The organism is Pseudomonas sp. IT-93MI4 (assembly GCF_949767635.1).
Taxonomy (GTDB): Bacteria; Pseudomonadota; Gammaproteobacteria; order Pseudomonadales; family Pseudomonadaceae; genus Aquipseudomonas; species Aquipseudomonas putida_A.
In genome coordinates, this window is the sequence record NZ_CATKPP010000054.1 from 52,699 (window position 1) to 68,435 (window position 15,737).

Annotated in this window: 19 protein-coding genes and 1 pseudogene; 9 read left to right on the top strand and 11 right to left on the bottom strand. The window is 56.2% G+C overall.

Annotation, left to right across the window (positions count from 1 at the left end; translation table 11 throughout):
* Window positions 1-21: 21 nt before the first annotated feature.
* Window positions 22-921: a lipid A hydroxylase LpxO gene (gene lpxO, locus ACM6I7_RS19400; protein WP_098968420.1), complete on the top strand. Its 900-nt coding sequence runs from the start codon at window positions 22-24 to the stop codon at window positions 919-921.
* 145 nt (window positions 922-1,066) lie between these two features.
* Here the strand turns inward: lpxO and ACM6I7_RS19405 are convergent, their stop codons facing one another.
* On the bottom strand, window positions 1,067-1,939 hold the full coding sequence (locus ACM6I7_RS19405) for a Ku protein (protein WP_414889073.1): 873 nt from the start codon (window positions 1,937-1,939) through the stop codon (window positions 1,067-1,069).
* A gap of 189 nt (window positions 1,940-2,128) precedes the next feature.
* Here ACM6I7_RS19405 and ACM6I7_RS19410 point away from each other — a divergent pair, with 189 nt between their 5' ends.
* Window positions 2,129-2,470 (top strand): hypothetical protein, encoded by a 342-nt coding sequence (locus tag ACM6I7_RS19410; RefSeq protein WP_414889074.1) that lies wholly within the window; start codon window positions 2,129-2,131, stop codon window positions 2,468-2,470.
* Window positions 2,471-2,522: 52 nt separating this feature from the next.
* Complete coding sequence (locus ACM6I7_RS19415) at window positions 2,523-3,668, top strand: PQQ-dependent sugar dehydrogenase (RefSeq protein WP_097087366.1); 1,146 nt, start codon at window positions 2,523-2,525, stop codon at window positions 3,666-3,668.
* 144 nt (window positions 3,669-3,812) lie between these two features.
* Here ACM6I7_RS19415 and rimI read toward each other — a convergent pair whose 3' ends face one another.
* On the bottom strand, window positions 3,813-4,922 hold the full coding sequence (gene rimI, locus ACM6I7_RS19420; protein ID WP_414889075.1) for a ribosomal protein S18-alanine N-acetyltransferase: 1,110 nt from the start codon (window positions 4,920-4,922) through the stop codon (window positions 3,813-3,815).
* 92 nt (window positions 4,923-5,014) lie between these two features.
* Between rimI and ACM6I7_RS19425 the strand changes: the two genes are divergently transcribed.
* Together ACM6I7_RS19425 and ACM6I7_RS19430 are read left to right on the top strand one after the other, a co-directional pair.
* On the top strand, window positions 5,015-6,589 hold the full coding sequence (locus ACM6I7_RS19425) for a RimK family protein (RefSeq protein ID WP_414889076.1): 1,575 nt from the start codon (window positions 5,015-5,017) through the stop codon (window positions 6,587-6,589).
* A 7-nt stretch (window positions 6,590-6,596) separates the two neighbouring features.
* Complete coding sequence (locus tag ACM6I7_RS19430; protein ID WP_047597123.1) at window positions 6,597-7,520, top strand: magnesium transporter CorA family protein; 924 nt, start codon at window positions 6,597-6,599, stop codon at window positions 7,518-7,520.
* A 145-nt stretch (window positions 7,521-7,665) separates the two neighbouring features.
* Here ACM6I7_RS19430 and ACM6I7_RS19435 read toward each other — a convergent pair whose 3' ends face one another.
* Complete coding sequence (locus ACM6I7_RS19435) at window positions 7,666-8,001, bottom strand: DUF2834 domain-containing protein (protein WP_414889077.1); 336 nt, start codon at window positions 7,999-8,001, stop codon at window positions 7,666-7,668.
* Window positions 8,002-8,253: 252 nt separating this feature from the next.
* Between ACM6I7_RS19435 and ilvA the strand changes: the two are divergent.
* Window positions 8,254-9,249: pseudogene (gene ilvA / locus ACM6I7_RS19440) on the top strand (threonine ammonia-lyase, biosynthetic); the annotation flags it as partial.
* A gap of 24 nt (window positions 9,250-9,273) precedes the next feature.
* Here ilvA and ACM6I7_RS19445 read toward each other — a convergent pair.
* Window positions 9,274-9,579, bottom strand: coding sequence for an NIPSNAP family protein (locus ACM6I7_RS19445; RefSeq protein ID WP_003225174.1), 306 nt, complete (start codon window positions 9,577-9,579; stop codon window positions 9,274-9,276).
* Window positions 9,580-9,600: 21 nt separating this feature from the next.
* Entirely contained in the window at window positions 9,601-10,086 is a 486-nt protein-coding gene (eco, locus tag ACM6I7_RS19450) for a serine protease inhibitor ecotin (RefSeq protein WP_096796565.1), read from the bottom strand.
* Between the two features lie 370 nt (window positions 10,087-10,456).
* Here eco and ACM6I7_RS19455 point away from each other — a divergent pair, with 370 nt between their 5' ends.
* Window positions 10,457-10,726 (top strand): DUF1652 domain-containing protein, encoded by a 270-nt coding sequence (locus ACM6I7_RS19455; protein WP_047597127.1) that lies wholly within the window; start codon window positions 10,457-10,459, stop codon window positions 10,724-10,726.
* On the opposite strand, the gene ACM6I7_RS19460 is transcribed toward ACM6I7_RS19455, so the two are convergent.
* Entirely contained in the window at window positions 10,723-11,121 is a 399-nt protein-coding gene (locus ACM6I7_RS19460; protein ID WP_414889078.1) for a hypothetical protein, read from the bottom strand. The two genes, ACM6I7_RS19455 and ACM6I7_RS19460, sit on opposite strands and share 4 nt — an antisense overlap.
* A gap of 90 nt (window positions 11,122-11,211) precedes the next feature.
* The gene (locus tag ACM6I7_RS19465; RefSeq protein ID WP_027612725.1) at window positions 11,212-11,481 is read right to left on the bottom strand and encodes a DUF2790 domain-containing protein; all 270 of its coding nucleotides are present in this window, start codon (window positions 11,479-11,481) and stop codon (window positions 11,212-11,214) included.
* Window positions 11,482-11,970: 489 nt separating this feature from the next.
* Here ACM6I7_RS19465 and ACM6I7_RS19470 point away from each other — a divergent pair, with 489 nt between their 5' ends.
* Window positions 11,971-12,267 carry a hypothetical protein gene (locus tag ACM6I7_RS19470; RefSeq protein ID WP_414889079.1) on the top strand — a complete coding sequence of 99 codons (297 nt, stop codon included), beginning with the start codon at window positions 11,971-11,973 and terminating at the stop codon, window positions 12,265-12,267.
* A gap of 97 nt (window positions 12,268-12,364) precedes the next feature.
* Here the strand turns inward: ACM6I7_RS19470 and ACM6I7_RS19475 are convergent, their stop codons facing one another.
* From ACM6I7_RS19475 to ACM6I7_RS19485, 3 genes are read right to left on the bottom strand one after another with little or no spacing between them, the layout of a single operon-like run.
* A complete protein-coding gene (locus ACM6I7_RS19475) occupies window positions 12,365-13,378 on the bottom strand; it encodes a tetratricopeptide repeat protein (RefSeq protein WP_256578391.1) in 1,014 nt (337 codons plus the stop codon).
* Window positions 13,378-13,953 (bottom strand): hypothetical protein, encoded by a 576-nt coding sequence (locus ACM6I7_RS19480; protein WP_143503059.1) that lies wholly within the window; start codon window positions 13,951-13,953, stop codon window positions 13,378-13,380. The genes ACM6I7_RS19475 and ACM6I7_RS19480 overlap by 1 nt, the downstream gene beginning before the upstream one ends.
* Before the next feature lie 47 nt (window positions 13,954-14,000).
* The gene (locus tag ACM6I7_RS19485; protein ID WP_027612728.1) at window positions 14,001-14,345 is read right to left on the bottom strand and encodes a hypothetical protein; all 345 of its coding nucleotides are present in this window, start codon (window positions 14,343-14,345) and stop codon (window positions 14,001-14,003) included.
* 2 nt (window positions 14,346-14,347) lie between these two features.
* Here ACM6I7_RS19485 and ACM6I7_RS19490 point away from each other — a divergent pair, with 2 nt between their 5' ends.
* Window positions 14,348-14,590 carry a hypothetical protein gene (locus ACM6I7_RS19490; protein ID WP_143503061.1) on the top strand — a complete coding sequence of 81 codons (243 nt, stop codon included), beginning with the start codon at window positions 14,348-14,350 and terminating at the stop codon, window positions 14,588-14,590.
* Between the two features lie 169 nt (window positions 14,591-14,759).
* Here ACM6I7_RS19490 and ACM6I7_RS19495 read toward each other — a convergent pair whose 3' ends face one another.
* The gene (locus ACM6I7_RS19495; RefSeq protein WP_027612729.1) at window positions 14,760-15,734 is read right to left on the bottom strand and encodes a tetratricopeptide repeat protein; all 975 of its coding nucleotides are present in this window, start codon (window positions 15,732-15,734) and stop codon (window positions 14,760-14,762) included.
* Window positions 15,735-15,737: the final 3 nt, after the last annotated feature.

A 15,737-nucleotide genomic window follows, 5' to 3' on the forward strand; every position in this document is an offset into this window, starting at 1 on the left:
TTTTGACGTGTGACGATTTCCGTGAAACTCATCATTGCCGCTATTTATGTCATTTCGATTGCATACGTTCACCTTCGTGGACGTGTGCGTCACAAACTGGGCCGTCAACTGAGCGATCACTCGACGTTTCTGGCCCCGATCAACTGCTTCCTTTACCTGTTTTCGAAGAAGCCGAACAAACCGTATCTCGATCCGTCCGAGTTTCCGGACCTGAGCCCGTTGCAGGCGCATTGGGAAGAAATTCGCCAGGAAGGGCAGAACCTGCTGCGCGCCGGTGAGATCAAGCGCTCGAATCAGTACGATGACGTCGGTTTCAATTCGTTCTTCAAAAGTGGATGGAAGCGTTTCTACTTGAAATGGTACGGCGAGAGCCATCCGTCGGCGATGAAGCTGTGCCCGCGCACCACTGAGCTGGTGCAGAGCATCGGCTCGATCAAGGCGGCGATGTTCGCCGAGCTGCCACCGGGGTCGAAACTGGTTCGCCACCGTGACCCGTATGCCGGTTCGTACCGCTACCACCTGGGTCTCGACACGCCGAACGACGCCGGTTGCTACATCAATGTCGACGGCGAGAGCTACCACTGGCGCGACGGCGAAGCGGTGATGTTTGATGAGACTTACATCCACTACGCCGAAAACACCACCGACAAGAACCGCATCATCCTGTTCTGCGACATCGAGCGCCCGATGAAATATCGCTGGGCGGCGGCGTTCAACAGCTGGTTCAGCCGTACCGTGATGTCCGCGGCGGGTGCGCCGAATGACGCCGGTGACCGCACCGGTGGGATCAATCGCCTGTTTACCAAAATCTACAAGGTTCGCCTGCGTGGTAAAGAGCTGAAAAAGCGTAATCGTGCGCGTTACTACATGGAGAAGTGGGCGATTTTCGGCGGTTTGCTGGCGATCTTCATTTTGATCTGACCGGTGTATCGCGCCTGTTTATGCCATCGCCAGCAGGCTGGCTCCTACAGTGGAATGTGAGTTCAGGAAAGAACGCATTTCAACTGTGGGAGCGATGAGTCTCTCAAAGCCAACCTGTCAGCTTGCTGACAGGAACCGGTTCTGACTATTCCCCAGAAGCCTTTTTGGTCTTCCTCGCCGGCGCAGCCTTACTGGCAGGCTTGGCTTTCGACTTGGCCTTGGCCGGCGCTTTGCCACCCAGGCTGCGCTTGAGCAACTCGGTCAAATCGATAACATCCGCAGTTTTGCGTTCTTCCTCGCCGCCCACGGTCTCGACATCCTCGATCTTGCCTTCATGAGCCTTTTTCTCGACCAGGGCCATGATCTTGTCTTCAAACTCGTCCTTGTAGTCCTCCGGGCTCCAGTCGCCGCTCATGTCCTGCACCAGACGTTTAGCCATGTCCAACTCGCCCTTGGCCAGTTGCGGTTTGGTCACTTCGCTGCCCAGCTCCAGCTCATCAAGGCCGCGGACTTCCTGCGGCCAGCGCAGTTTGACCAGCACCAGCGCCGATTCCAGCGGCATCAGTGCTGCCAGATATTGCCGAGTGTGCAGGACGACACGGGCGAGGGCGACCTTGTTGGTTTTGCTCAATGTTTCACGCAGCAACGCGTAGACCTTGCCGCCGCGCTTGTCAGGTGCGAGATAGTAGGGTGTGTCGATGTTCTGCAGCGGGATCTGCTCGGCATCGACGAAGGAGAAAATGTCGATGGTCTGCGTCGACACCGGGTGCGCCGAGCGGATCTCTTCCTCGCTGAGCACCACGTAGCGACCTTTTTCATAGGCCACACCTTTGACGATGTGCTCCTTGGTGACTTCCTTGCCGGTGACCTTGTTCACCCGTTTGTAGCCCACCGGATCCATGCTGCGGCTATCGAGCCAGTCAAAGTCCACGCCGTGCGAAGAGGTTGCCGACACCAGCGCGACAGGGATGTGTACCAGTCCGAAACTGATCGCGCCTTTCCAGATTGCCCGAGCCATGGTGAGTTCTCCAAGTGATGATCAGGTGACCTGTGGCGCAGTGCGAAAGTTTCCGGCATTTGCGTGGCGCGCGGCGTTGCCGGTCAAGCCGTGTTACATCTTGTTTAAGGGCTACGGGTTAACAAATCCGAACCCGGGGCGTAGCGTGGACTCGAAGGCTCTATCACCTGTGCATCGAGAGGCCACCCCATGAACCGAATACTGCCAGGCATTATCGTTCTGCTCCTTGGGGCCGGTCTGGCGCATGCCGGCGTCGCGGCACCGTCCGCGCCGCTATTGCTGGCGCAAAGTCCCACCGGCACCAACAACAATCCCTACAACAGCCCGATCCGCCGGGCCAATCCCAACAGCATGCAGGGCACGCAGCCCAGCGCGCCGGCGATTCGCGGGCCGAATACCGTGCCGGCGCCCAGTACGCCCACCGTTGGTAACGGCGGGATTGGCAATGGTCAGCAGCAACGCTCGGTGCCGAGTACGCCGCCCAAATTCATCCCCAACCCACCGCCACGCGATGGAGACAGCAACCGTTGAACGGCGGGACTGCGTCCCTGTCAGCCTTTGAAATGAACAAAAGGAATCGTGCATGTTGCGTAAAACCCTTCTAGCCACGCTGTGCGCCGGCGCGCTGATCAGCGCTCCAGCTTTCGCCGCTGCCCCCCAAGAGCTGCAAAGCGAGCAGGGCACCCTTGAAGTCACCACGATTACTCAAGGCCTCCAGCACCCTTGGGCGCTGGCGTTTCTGCCGGATCGTCAGGGCATGCTGGTGACCGAGCGCCCGGGAGCCCTGCGGCTGATTACAGCCGACGGCAAGCGTTCCGAGCCCATCAGTGGCGTGCCGAAGGTCTGGGCCAAGGGCCAGGGCGGTTTGCTCGACGTGGTGCTGTCGCCGGACTTCAAACAGGATCGTCTGGTCTATCTGTCCTACGCCGAGGGCGGTGGTGCCGGGGACAAGGCCGGTACGGCGGTGGGGCGTGGGCGGCTGTCGGATGACCTGAAGACGATCAGCGATTTCAAGGTGATCTTCCGTCAGGAGCCGAAACTCTCGACCGGCAACCACTTCGGCTCACGACTGGTGTTCGACCGCGACGGTTATCTGTTCATCACCCTGGGCGAAAACAACGACCGACCGACCGCGCAGGATCTCGACAAGCTGCAGGGCAAGGTCGTGCGGATCTTCCCCGACGGCAAGGTGCCGGATGACAACCCGTTCGTGGGCCAGTCCGGCGTGCGTCCGGAAATCTGGTCGTACGGCCAGCGCAATCCGCAGGGCGCGGCGCTCAATCCGTGGAATGGAACTATCTGGGAAAACGAACACGGCCCCCGTGGCGGCGATGAGGTGAACATCATTGAGCGCGGCAAGAACTACGGTTGGCCGCTGGCGACCCACGGCATCAACTACTCGCTGCAACCGATCCCGGAAGCCAAGGGCAAGAGCGTCGAGGGCGCGGTTGACCCACACCATGTCTGGGAAAAATCACCCGGTGTCAGCGGAATGGCGTTCTATGACGCTGACCGCTTCAAGCCTTGGCAGCAGAACCTGTTTATCGGCGCGCTGGTTAGTCAGGAGCTCATTCGTTTGCAGTTTGACGGGGACAAGGTGGTGCACGAGGAGCGTTTGCTGGGCGACTTGAAACAACGAATTCGCGATGTACGGCAGGGGCCGGACGGGTATCTGTATGTGCTGACGGATGAGCAGGATGGTTCGTTGTACAAAATCGGTCTGAAATAACTTCACTTCAGACACTGAGTTTCAACTGTAGTGAGGGGATTTATCCCCGATGGCCTGTGCAGCAGGCCCTTAAAAATTCAGGAGGGCCCGCTTCGCGCCATCGGGGCGGTGCGACGTTTCGCTAAATCCCCTCACTACAACGGGTCAGCCAGAGATTTCATTCCGGGCATACAAAACCACCGCCGCGCGCAATTTCCCACGCCCAAACCGGCTCATCTTCTCAAACTCGCCATGGCTGACCGGCACATGCTGGCAGTCCATCGGCTGACGATGCTGGCTGTGATCGACATCCGGATCGTGCAGATACACAAAGTCTTCATCGCAATCGGTGACCACCACCCAGTGCGGTGACTTGGAACGGGTGAGGCGATAGCTGCTGATCAGCACCAGAGGCTGTCCGCCAGCCTGTAACAACTTCGGCAAATCCAGGTGGGTGCCAATCTGCCGATCGATGTCGGTTTCGTGCATTTGCGCAGTGAACTCCTCGTGCACCAGGCGCATGACGTCTTTTTTATGCTCATCGCGCACGCCATCGAGGAACAATGGTCCGGCCATACTCAGCTGCAAACGCACCTTAAAACCCCGTCGCCAGGCCGCCAGTGCCAAGCCCTGGGGGCTGCAGCCACCATGGCCGGAGGTCATGAACACCGTGGTCGCTTCACGCCAGATCTGCAATTCCTCACGCCGCTCCAGCAAGCGCTCAGGTTGCAGCGCGCCCATGGCCATCAGCAGGCAAGCCGGGCCACAGGTAAATTCAGTGGTTTGCGGGTAATAGGGCACCTTGATGTTGCGCGAGTCACGGTGCTGAACAATGCGCTTTTCCAGACGCAACGCATCGGCGTGGTCTTCGTAGTAATCGTGAATCAACGCAAAGCGTCGGTAGCCGTTGCGCTCGTAAAGCGCGATGGCGGTGGGGTTGTCGATACGCACTTCAAGGCGCAGGTATGCGCAGTCATGCTCGACGGCGCAGGCCTCGATACGTTGTAGCAACTGTTTGCCCAAACCGCTGCCGCGAGCCTCGCCAGCAATGGCGATCGAGTACAGGCGCGCCAGCGAGGTGCCGCGATGAAACAGCACCAGTGCGTAGCCGAGCAATCGACCGTCAAGCTCGGCCACCAGCAATTGCGCGTGGGCGCGAGTGATCATCCATTGAAAGCTGCGGCTGGTGAGCCGGTCGGTGGTGAAACATTGCATTTCCAGGGCCAGCAGCGCTGGCAGATCTTCAACTACCGCCAAACGAAAAACAGCATTCATATGACCACCGTAAAAGTTGCGTAACGAAACGGGACTTTCGAAAAACTTCGTGCTTAATAGAAATGGTCTTGTTCTCCAACGGATCAATCTCTATGTCAGCGGTACAGGGTCATTGGCGCGAAGTATCCGAGCAAAGTTTGCCGGCGGCAACTTTTTTTAATCCAGCCATCAGAACTTCCAGTCAAGTGTTGATTATCGTCGAACGCAAGGAAGACTGGGCCTCGTACTTTCCCAGCGAGGACATCGTCACAGCTCAGGAATACCTCGAGCAAACCCGTGACAGCGAGCCGGGCAAGCGCGTGCAGGTGATCAACCTGTGCCGCAGCTACAAATACCTCGGGCACGGTTACTACTGCTCGCTGCTGGCTGAAGCCCGCGGCCACAAGGTGATTCCATCGGTGCGCACCATCAGCGAACTGACGAAAAAATCGCTTTACGGTCTGGCGCTGGACGATCTCGATAAAACCCTGGAAAAAGCCCTCAGTCATCATCTGTACAGCGATACCGAAGGTTTCACCTTGACTCTTTACTTCGGCAAGACTCATATCGAGCCGCTGCAGGATCTGGCTCGACAGTTGTTTGAAGTGTTTCCTTGTCCAATCCTGTTAGTTGAGTTTCGGCGAACTAACGGTTGGCACATCGAAGGCATAAAGTCCGGCGCGCTGCACAAGTTGCGTGACGATCAGGAAGACCAGTTCGCCAATGCGCTGGACGGCTTCAGCCGTAAAGTCTGGCGGGCGCCACGCTCGCCACAAGTGGCGCGTTACGACCTGGCGATCCTGCACGATCCGCAGGAAGCCTTGCCGCCATCCAACGCCAAGGCGCTGGAAAACTTCGTGCGGGTCGGCAAACGCATGGGCATCGACGTCGAACTGATCGAGCGCAGGGATTATGCGCGGATCGCCGAGTACGACGGCTTGCTGATCCGCGAGACCACCAGCGTCGACAACCACACCTATCGCTTTGCAAAAAAAGCCGAAAGCGAAGGGCTGGTGGTCATGGATGATCCGACGTCGATCCTGCGCTGCACCAACAAGGTGTATCTGACCGACCTGCTCAACAGCCACCAACTGGGCATGCCCGCCACCGAAATTCTCTACAAGGAACGACCGGAAGACTTCGAGCGGGTCGGCGAACGCCTCGGTTTTCCGCTGGTGCTGAAGATCCCCGACGGCTGTTTTTCTCGCGGAGTGATCAAGGTCGAAAGCCAGCAGGCGTTGCTCGAAGCCACCGCCGAACTGTTCGAGCACTCGGTGTTGCTGCTTGCTCAGGAGTTTTTCTACACCGAGTACGACTGGCGCATCGGCGTGCTCAACCGCAAACCGATCTTCGCCTGCCAGTACTTCATGTCCAAGGGTCACTGGCAAATCTACAACCACAAAGCCAAGGGCCAGGACATCAACGGCGAGTGTCGCACCCTGGCCGTGCACGAGGCGCCGCGAGCGGTGGTGGAACTGGCGGTCAAGACCGCCAACCTGATCGGCGATGGCCTCTACGGCGTGGACCTGAAACAGGCCGGCGACAAAGTGGTAGTAATCGAGGTCAACGACAACCCCAACCTCGATGCCGGTATCGAAGACGCCTACTTGCAGGACGATCTGTATTCACTGGTGCTGGAAGAGTTCGTGCGACGGCTGGAGCTCAAACGTCGCGGCCAGGCCTGGTGACGCGCCGATGATCAGCAGTTTCGCATTGAGTCATGGCGCGCTTCAGCGGGTCGAGCGGCTGGACGCCGAGGTGATGCTGTTCAGCAATCCCGATGCTGCCGAGCGCGATTTGCTGCACAGCCACTACAAGGTCGACGAACACGCGCTGGCCTCGGCGCTGGACCCGGACGAGGTCTCGCGAATCGAGTTTCACCCGGATCATTTGTTCCTGATCTGGAAACGTCCGGAAAACTATTCCGGCGGTGGCAGCCTGGCGTTTGAAGTGTCGTCCTGTGGCCTGCTGTTTGCGCCCGGGCAACTGCTGGTGATCGCCACCGACGACACGCCGCTGCACGGCATCGGCACACGCCAACCGCTCAATGCACCGCTGGATGTGTTGCTCGATTTGCTGTTCAACAACATCCATCACTACCTCGGCCATCTGAAGGTGATCAAACTGGTTGCCCGCGAGCTGCAACAGAAATTCAACGCCTCGATGCAGAACCAGCATCTAGTGCAGATGTTTAATCTCAGCGAAAGCCTGATCTATTACATCAATGCCCTGCACAGCAACGGCGCGGTGCTGACGCGGCTGCGCAATCATGCGGAAAAACAGCATTTCGGCAGCGAGGCGATCGGGCTGATCGACGACCTGATCATCGAGAATAACCAGTGCTACAAGCAGGCGGAGATCTACTCCACGGTGTTCTCGGGGCTGATCGATGCGCGCGGCAATCTGATGAACAACAGCATGAACAACCTGCTGCGCAAGTTGACGTTGATCAACGTGGTGTTTCTGCCGTTGAACCTGATTGCGAGCATTGGCGGGATGTCGGAATTCAGCATGATGACGGCGGGCACGCCGTGGTGGATTTCATACCCGGTGTTTCTGCTGGTGATGTTGTTGGGGGCGGGGGGGATGTTGTTTGGGTTGCGGCGGTTGGCCAAGTGATCTGTGGTGGCTTGCCGACGCCTTCGCTGGCAAGCCAGCCCCCACAGTGGATCGCGGGCTGGCACGGGATCTGTGCCTGACACAAATCCCTTGTGGGAGCGGGCTTGCTCGCGAAAGCAATTTCAGCAGCACCGGAGGCTCAGGATCAGCTCGCCGGATCTGCCACAGTCACGTTCCTGCGCTCCCGAACCCCACGCACCACCAGATACAACAACGGCCCAATCGACACAAACACCGCCGTCAGCAACAGATACGGCACCACCGACCAGACCGACATCCCTCGCGAGCGGGCGTCCTTGACCATCCATACCCCGGCCAGCGTCGCCAGCAGATACAGATCAATCACCACCTGCGCTGTGTCCGGACGCGACATCAGGCTGATACCGAAGTCGATCAACGACTGTTCGGCCTGGAGCATCACCGACACGGTGTAGCCAGTAAACGCAATCAACGCCGTGAGGGGCAGGGCGACAGGCATCATGTATTCCTTCCTTGGGGTGATGAGCAGAATCGCCAGCCTACCTTGGCGTCCGCAAATAAGCCATTGACTCGCCGGCCGCCGCCGGGCTAATTTCAGGCCTATGACTTCCACCGTATTGCGCTGCCAGCCAAGCATTATTACCGCCATTCCTCATTTGGCGGGCTAGCTCACGACTGCAGCACCCAACCCGCCCTAGAGGCGGGTTTTTATTTTCTGTCTCCGGGGTTCTGATCAAAACGTCAGGAGACGACCATGCCGCACAGCCCCGACCAACAAACCCTGCTTGAGCAGTACGTGAAAAGGATCCTCGCCGCGCCGGTCTACGACATTGCTGTGCGCACGCCGTTGCAAGCTGCGCCGGCGCTGTCCGAGGCGCTGGGCAACCGGGTCCTGCTCAAGCGCGAAGACCTGCAACCGACGTTCTCCTTCAAGATCCGTGGCGCCTACAACAAGCTGGTGCAATTGAGCGATGCGCAGAAAGCACGCGGGGTGATCACCGCTTCGGCGGGCAATCATGCCCAAGGCGTGGCGCTGGCAGCGCGGGAGCTGGGGATCGCGGCGACCATCGTCATGCCCTCGACCACGCCCGAACTCAAGGTGTTTGGGGTGCGAAGTCGGGGCGCCGAGGCGCTGCTGCACGGCGAGAGTTTTCCGTTTGCCCTGGCCCATGCGCTGCAACTGGCCGAGCAAACCGGGCGCACCTTTGTCTCTCCATTCGACGACCCGGATGTGATCGCCGGCCAAGGTACGGTGGCCATGGAAATCCTCCGTCAGCATCAGGGCTCGCTGGATGCGATCTTCGTTCCGGTCGGTGGGGGCGGGCTGATCGCCGGCATCGCGGCGTACGTCAAATACCTGCGACCGGAGGTACGGATCATCGGTGTCGAATCGGAGCATTCGGCCTGCCTGAAGGCGGCGCTGCAAGCGGATGCGCGCGTTGTGTTGCCCAGTGTCGGAACGTTCGCCGATGGCGTGGCGGTGGCGCAGATCGGCGCTTATGGTTTTGAGGTGTGCCGGTTCTGCGTGGACGAGGTGGTCACCGTCAGCAATGACGAGCTGTGCGCGGCGATCAAGAATATCTACGACGATACCCGCTCGATCACCGAGCCTTCCGGGGCATTGGCGGTGGCCGGCATCAAGCAATACGTGGCGCGCAGCGGTGTTCGCGGGCAAACCTTCGTCGCGATCGACTCCGGCGCGAATATCAACTTCGACAGCCTGCGCCATGTCGCCGAGCGCGCCGCGATGTGCGGCGTCCCGGCGTGATACCGCTCAGGGCAGCAATGGGCGCAGGAAACTGCGCTCGTAGCTGACGATGAATTTCTTCTGCACCAGTGATTCCACCAGCGCCGTGCTTTCCGGGTCGGTCAGCGCGATGTGCCGGTAGCTTTCGTAATCGGCCAGCGAGGGAAAGCTGAACAGGCAATAAGCGATGTTGCTCGCGCCCTCGGAGGGCAGGAAATAGCCGTGATGCGTGCCGCCCAAGCGCTCGACGATGCCCAGCCAGGCCTTGGCGTAGGCCTCGAATTCGGTCAGTTGGTACGGATCGATCACGTATCGCACATGGCAGGTAATCACGTTTGGCGCTCCCTGTTCAGGTCATTCCGCAATAGCAGTGCCGACCTTGTCCGAAGCCGACCAGATGCGATAGCGCACCTCTACATCTTTCGGGGCGTAGATCACCAGTGGCAGCTTGCTGTTGTAGCGCAGCATGAAGCCGTCACCGACAACCGGGACAAAGGCGCGTTTCTTCGCGGTGCCGGGTGGGCAGGCCATCAGGGTGCTCATCGGGCCGATGACTTTTTCCAGTCGGTAGAACGGGTAGCCCCAGCCTTCGAGGTTTTTCTCGTCCAGAGCGCCGCCCAGGCGCTGGCGATTGCAGTCGACTTCCAGGGTTTTGCCGGCGAGCACTTCAACCTGGAAGTTCTCCTCCTGATCCTGTTTGGGCAGGTAGATGACTTGGCGGGTGAAGCCGTTTTCCGCCTTGGGATACGGCGCGACGTCTTCGAGTTTGGCCGCGTGGGCGAGGGTAGACAGGCCGGCAACGAGCAGACCGATTGTCGCGCGAGCGCGTAAAGAACCCATGAAAGCCTCCTGGCGGGTGTAGGGTGGATGTCGGGCATTCTCACTGTCATCAGCGATGAATGCAAACCGGCGTCGACTTGCAAATTGCAGTGCTCAGGAGGGTCGATCTTGCATTTTGCAACTGGCCAACTGCTGGCCACCGCGCCAAGTGCTTGATTTCATGAGGGTCGAAATGACCCGATGAAAGGCACGTTTTATGTGTCGCTTTGGTGCAGCGCACCGGCTTCGGGCGCCTACACTCCAATGGGCATTTCGCAGTACAACCGTTTGCCGCACCAGGGAATCAGCGGGGACACACCCGTGCAGGGGCAGCAAAAGTGGTCAACGTGAAGAGTTGATTGGCAGTTTCATCAATAAGGAGAGGTTCATCATGTTTCTGTCTGCCTTGGAACTACGCAATATCATTGAAAGCAGTTTTCTGCCTAAACGCTGCCAGTGCACGCTGTCGCCAGACCTGTCGATGACCGTCAAGGTATTCGGCGATCACCAGACTGACCAGGTTGATTTGCACGTCAGCGGTATCGATGCCAGCCATCTCAATGGCTGTCGCGAGATCAACGATCTGATTGCCGGCCTGCGCTCGGATCTGGCGCAACAAACCACACCACAGCATTACAGTCCTCGCTCCAGAGCGCTTTAACTCACCGTTTCACCCAGTTCGACCGTCACGCGCCGGGCCTGCACAAAGCCTAGGCCCAGCGCGAACTCGACCAGCACCGCGAGCAGAATCCCGGGGCCGGCGTGGCCGTTCAGCCATTCGCCAAAACCCAGTACCGCCAGACCAAAACAACCGACGATAAACCCGTTACTCAGGGCATTGCGCCCCAGCGACGGCGGCGCGCTGCGCACCAGATAAAACATCACTCCCAACGCTGCAAACAGCACCGCACTGCGTCGCGCTACAAAACCGGCAGCGCTCGAATACTCAATGCTCCAGATCGCCAGAAACACCTGCGGGAAAAAGCCCCAAGCCAGCGCCAGCACGAAACACAACAAAGATGTGATGATCGACAGCGTGCGAAACGACAACTGCATGGCGAGTCCTTGCGGCAGTGAGAAGTGACCCCGAGCATAACCCGCGAGCCCCTCACCGCCTACCGCAAAGCCGCAAATCAGAGCCTTCTGTCAGTTCTGGAAGCTGCAGGCGTCAGACATTTTCCGGTAGGTGATTTCCGCCGGCTTGCCTGCATTGTCGATGTACTTCATGTCAGCGGTGATGACCTTGCACTGCTGAGTCTGTGGCTCGGTCAGCGAGATCACTTTGTTCACATGCAACGGCATGCCGTACTGGTAAGGAACGGGCTGGGTAGCAGCGTTGGTGTCATTGGCCTGAGCCAGCCCGGCGAATGCGCTGCAGGCGAGGGCGGAGGTGAGCAATAGCGTGCGAATGTTCATGAATCGGACTCCCGTGCGACGGAATAAGCGTTCGGCGCCATACAGCCGAACCTGCCGCACTCGGCGCCAGCCAGGGGCTGAGGTGTGCGGTTCAGTACAGTCTTGGACTGCGGCGTTAAGTGATGGTTAACCTGGCTGAACGCCGGCTGTCTGGCAGAGGGATGATTTCTCGGGAATGCGGTGCCGATTCCTACAAGGGGTGATGCCTTGTCTGCTTTCGGCGCTTGGAGCGGGGCGGTTATGGTTTGGCGTCGCTGCAAAATCAGCGGCTCGGGTTTGGTCACCTGAGAATAATCGATTGCATATGTGCCATCATTTGCACCGCGGAGTTCTTTGACCGTGTAGTGCATTGCTGTGGTGGCCGTGTGCAGGACGCCTTCGGGCGAGCTGAGTTGATTGTTCTCGGTTGACCAAGCCTGTACACGGTCCGCCTCCCATCGTTTGGTCACGGTGCTGGCGGGTTACTTTCGAAACAATCGAGTAATCAATATGCTTACACCAAATCCGCTCCCAAGCCGCTATCACCCGCTCAACAGCGGCGTCACCGACAGCGCGCCAATGGTCATCGACACCCTAGCCAACCCCCAAGACATCCTCGAGTCCGCCGTCCAGCGCATCCGCGCCTGCAGCGACTTGCTCGAAACCCTGCACTGCATGTGCTTCCGGCATGGCGATGTTCAGGACATTCCACACACTACCCATGCGCTGTATCTGCTGGCTCAGGATGGCAATGATTTGCTGCAGGTGGCACAGCAGCAGATGCTGGATTGGAAGGCGCCGGTTTGATGTTGTAGCAAGAAGGGAATGAGTGAGGTTGAAGTAGAGTTCATACAACTCACTCTTTCCGTTATTTACGGCATTTCTTTCGCAGAAATAATTGTTTTTAACGTCCCAGTTTTTCGGGGAAAAAGGAGAGGGGCGGGTGACTGTCTTTCCATTTTTTAGCGACTGCTTTTGAGCTTTCAATCTGTTCGGAAGTCATCTTTGCCCCAATCTCTTCAAGAGTATCCTGAACGAAATCCTGAATGGCACCACCCCCATCCAGCTCTTTGAGTAGGCTAATCAGTGCATAGCCCTTAACCAAATCCAAAGGGTAACCAACCTGATCAGGCGCATGAGCAAGGTAAGAGCCATAGCTGCTGATTGCTTTTTGATCCCCTGTTTCAGCCGCTACTTGAAGCCAATGACGGACGCCCTCGAGATCGTTGTTTTTATAAAGGATCTCAATGTAATCCATCATTGCTTTTGGATTCCCTCCCTCAGAAGCCGCTTTCAACCACCGGCTTACTGATGCTTCCCGCTTCCCGGGAAGAAGGAAAAATCCCTCACCTTGCCGATCACCGACGGCCATCCAATACTGTGCGAGCGCGTAGCCTGAGCTAGCCGATTTTTCTAACCAGGTACGATCGAAAGTTATTTCATACATCAAATACAAAGACTCAGGATCGCCTTTGCTTGCTCCCTTCATAGCTTGATCTTTTGCCTGGCTCAACCATTCGGCGCTTGATTTTTCGCTAGGGGGGCAGTTGTTCATTTTTTTGCAAAGATCATTGTTTTGGCGACCTAATTGAATCATCGCAAATATAGATCCATTATTCGCAGCTTTTCCATACCATTGCTGTGCTTCTCTCGTCATGTAGCGATTCCGCTTTCGAAGAGCCTCTCCTAAGTAATATTGGGAATCTATATCGCCGGCCTCTGCGTCTTTTTCTAATTGTGGAATGGCAGCGTCGATTTTTAATTGGTTGTATAAGATGATTCCGCTAATTTTGTTGCGGTTATTCTGACTGTCTGGCGTGGAAGCAAATGCTGCAGTACTTACGCTCTGAGAGAAAATAACAGACCAGATGATTAGCGAGCGAAGCGCCTTATAAATACTCATATTTTCTGTGCTCATTAGAAATTTCTTAAAAATGGTGACGCTCCACTACTAGAGTAGTTTGGACGAGGAACGAAATTTTTCTGGCAATACTCTGAAAGATTTGCGCCAAGCAGCCTTACGTGATTTTTGTAACGCTCTCTGGCACTGTTGCTTTGTTTGTCTAGTAAGTTTTGAACGCCTTCTGCCATGAAGCTATCTAGCGCAAATCGATTCTTGCAGTAATCTTGCTCTGAGTTAGCAGCTCTTACGCCGAATTCATTCATCGACATACACGCCATCTCAAACTGGCTTTGTGCTTTGTCAATAGTGTTGTTCTTCTGTGCGTTTTTAACAATCCAACCTAAAATCCGCTCGATTGCTTTCTGTTGAAGTGCATGAGCTTCCGATTGTGGATATGTCCGTTTTGAACCTTCGCTATTTACAGAGAACGCCTCAGGCGGGCTACTTAATGTTCTAAGTAGCGGGCCCAATGCGCTAGGGATTGCATTAATACACCAGTCCTCTAGCTCGCTCTGGTTGCCGTACTCAACAATCGCATCCGCAATTGGGCCACCCTTGCCACTACGAGTCAGCGCCTCATATAGGCTCATCACAACATCACAACATCACAACATCACAACATCACAACATCACAACATCACAACATCACAACATCCCAACGCATCATGTACGCCATCGCCACGTTCAACCCGGCAGCACCCAATGCATTAAGCGCTGACGCATATTCACTCGCTTCAGGATCCATCCACTCGACCTTACGACCTTTAGTCTTGTGAAGTTCCTTACGGTACAAGTTGATGATATCAACCACCGCCTCATAACCAATCTCAAACTTAAAGCTGCCGTTAGCACCAGGGCCCAGCACTACCGCAGCCTTCAGATTGAGAATAAAGCGGCCCTTATCCACAGAAATCTGCGCCGTTCCCTGGAATCCTGCGCCCAGCGCAACCCCCACAGACCCACTCAGCTTGGCAAGCGTCAACCATGGATTCGCTTTTTTTCGCGTCTTTATCGCTGCCGATACCCATCGTTGGTGCGGTGCGCAGTGCGACCAGCTCTTTAGGTGGTGCCCAGTTCAGTGCGCCGGTGAGTTCGATGGCGGCTTGCAAGCCTCCGAAAACATTGAAAGTCGCTTTCGATTTGGACATTGGCGGCACGCCCGGTCAGCACTTGGTCTGTGCTTTTGGTGCTGGCAACGGTGCCGGATTTGGACTTGTGTTGTCATGATTGTGTTTTAGTCATTTATTCTTTGGGCCGTAATATGTCGCTCTTCCGCCAGAAAGGTATGTCCGGCCATAGTGCGTAAATCGTTGAAAAAATTCGTCTAGTCTCGCGCCAAGCTCCTCAACATGTTTTTTTGTATCTAGCCCTAATCTGGTCGTGGAAGTGCTTTGAATTAGCGTCCAAGTTTGTCGGGGAAAAAGGAGAGCGGCGGGTGAGTAGCTTTCCACTGTTGTGCAAATATTTTTGCTTCTGCTATTTGATTTTGCGTCATTTTTGCAGCGATTTTAGGAAGCTTATCATTGACGTTCGCATCCATGCCGCCTCCGCCATCAAGCTCTTTCAATAAATAAATTAAGGCATAGCCTTTGATGATGTCATAAGGGAAGCCATAAGTATCGGGCTCATGGGCAAGGTCTGACCCATATCCATATACTGTAGTAGCGAAGCCAACTGAAGCGGCTTGTTCATTCCAATATCGAAAACTCTCCACGTCACCCTTCTCGAAAAGAATGGCAGCGTACTCCATCATTCCCTTGGGATTACCTCCCATAGCAGATGCCTTTGCCCAACTCTCCACAGCTTCCGATCGTTTCCAAGGCAACAAAAAGGATCCATTACCTTCCTTATATCGAATGGCAAGCAGCCATTGACCTTGAGCAAAACCAGACTCTGCGGATTTTTTTAACCAGTCCAACTGGCCAGTCGCCAAATACATGATATAAGCGGACTCAGCGTCACCCTTTTCAGCTCTAGATGTTGCTAACTCTTTTACTTTATCCATCCACTCTGCCGAAGTTTTTTGCCCGGGAGGGCAGTTTTTCATTGTCGTACAGAGATCATCGTCCGAGCGGGCGAGCCTAAGCATGGCGTAAAGATCACCTTGTGCACTTGCCGCCTCTAACCATTTTTTTGCCTCAGTCGTAATGTATTGGCTTCTTTGTCGGAGCTCTTCAGCCAAGTAGAATTGTGATTCAGCGTCACCTGCTTCTGCAGCAATCCGAAGTTCCGTTTCAGCAGGTTTATATTGATTAAAAAGCGTAATTCCTTTTTCTTTAGCAGTTGCCTGAGCGCTTGTGAGTGCCATAGCGGAATTAGATACGAACACCAGGAGCACAAAAAAGATTTGGGATATTGATTTGTATTGCATGTT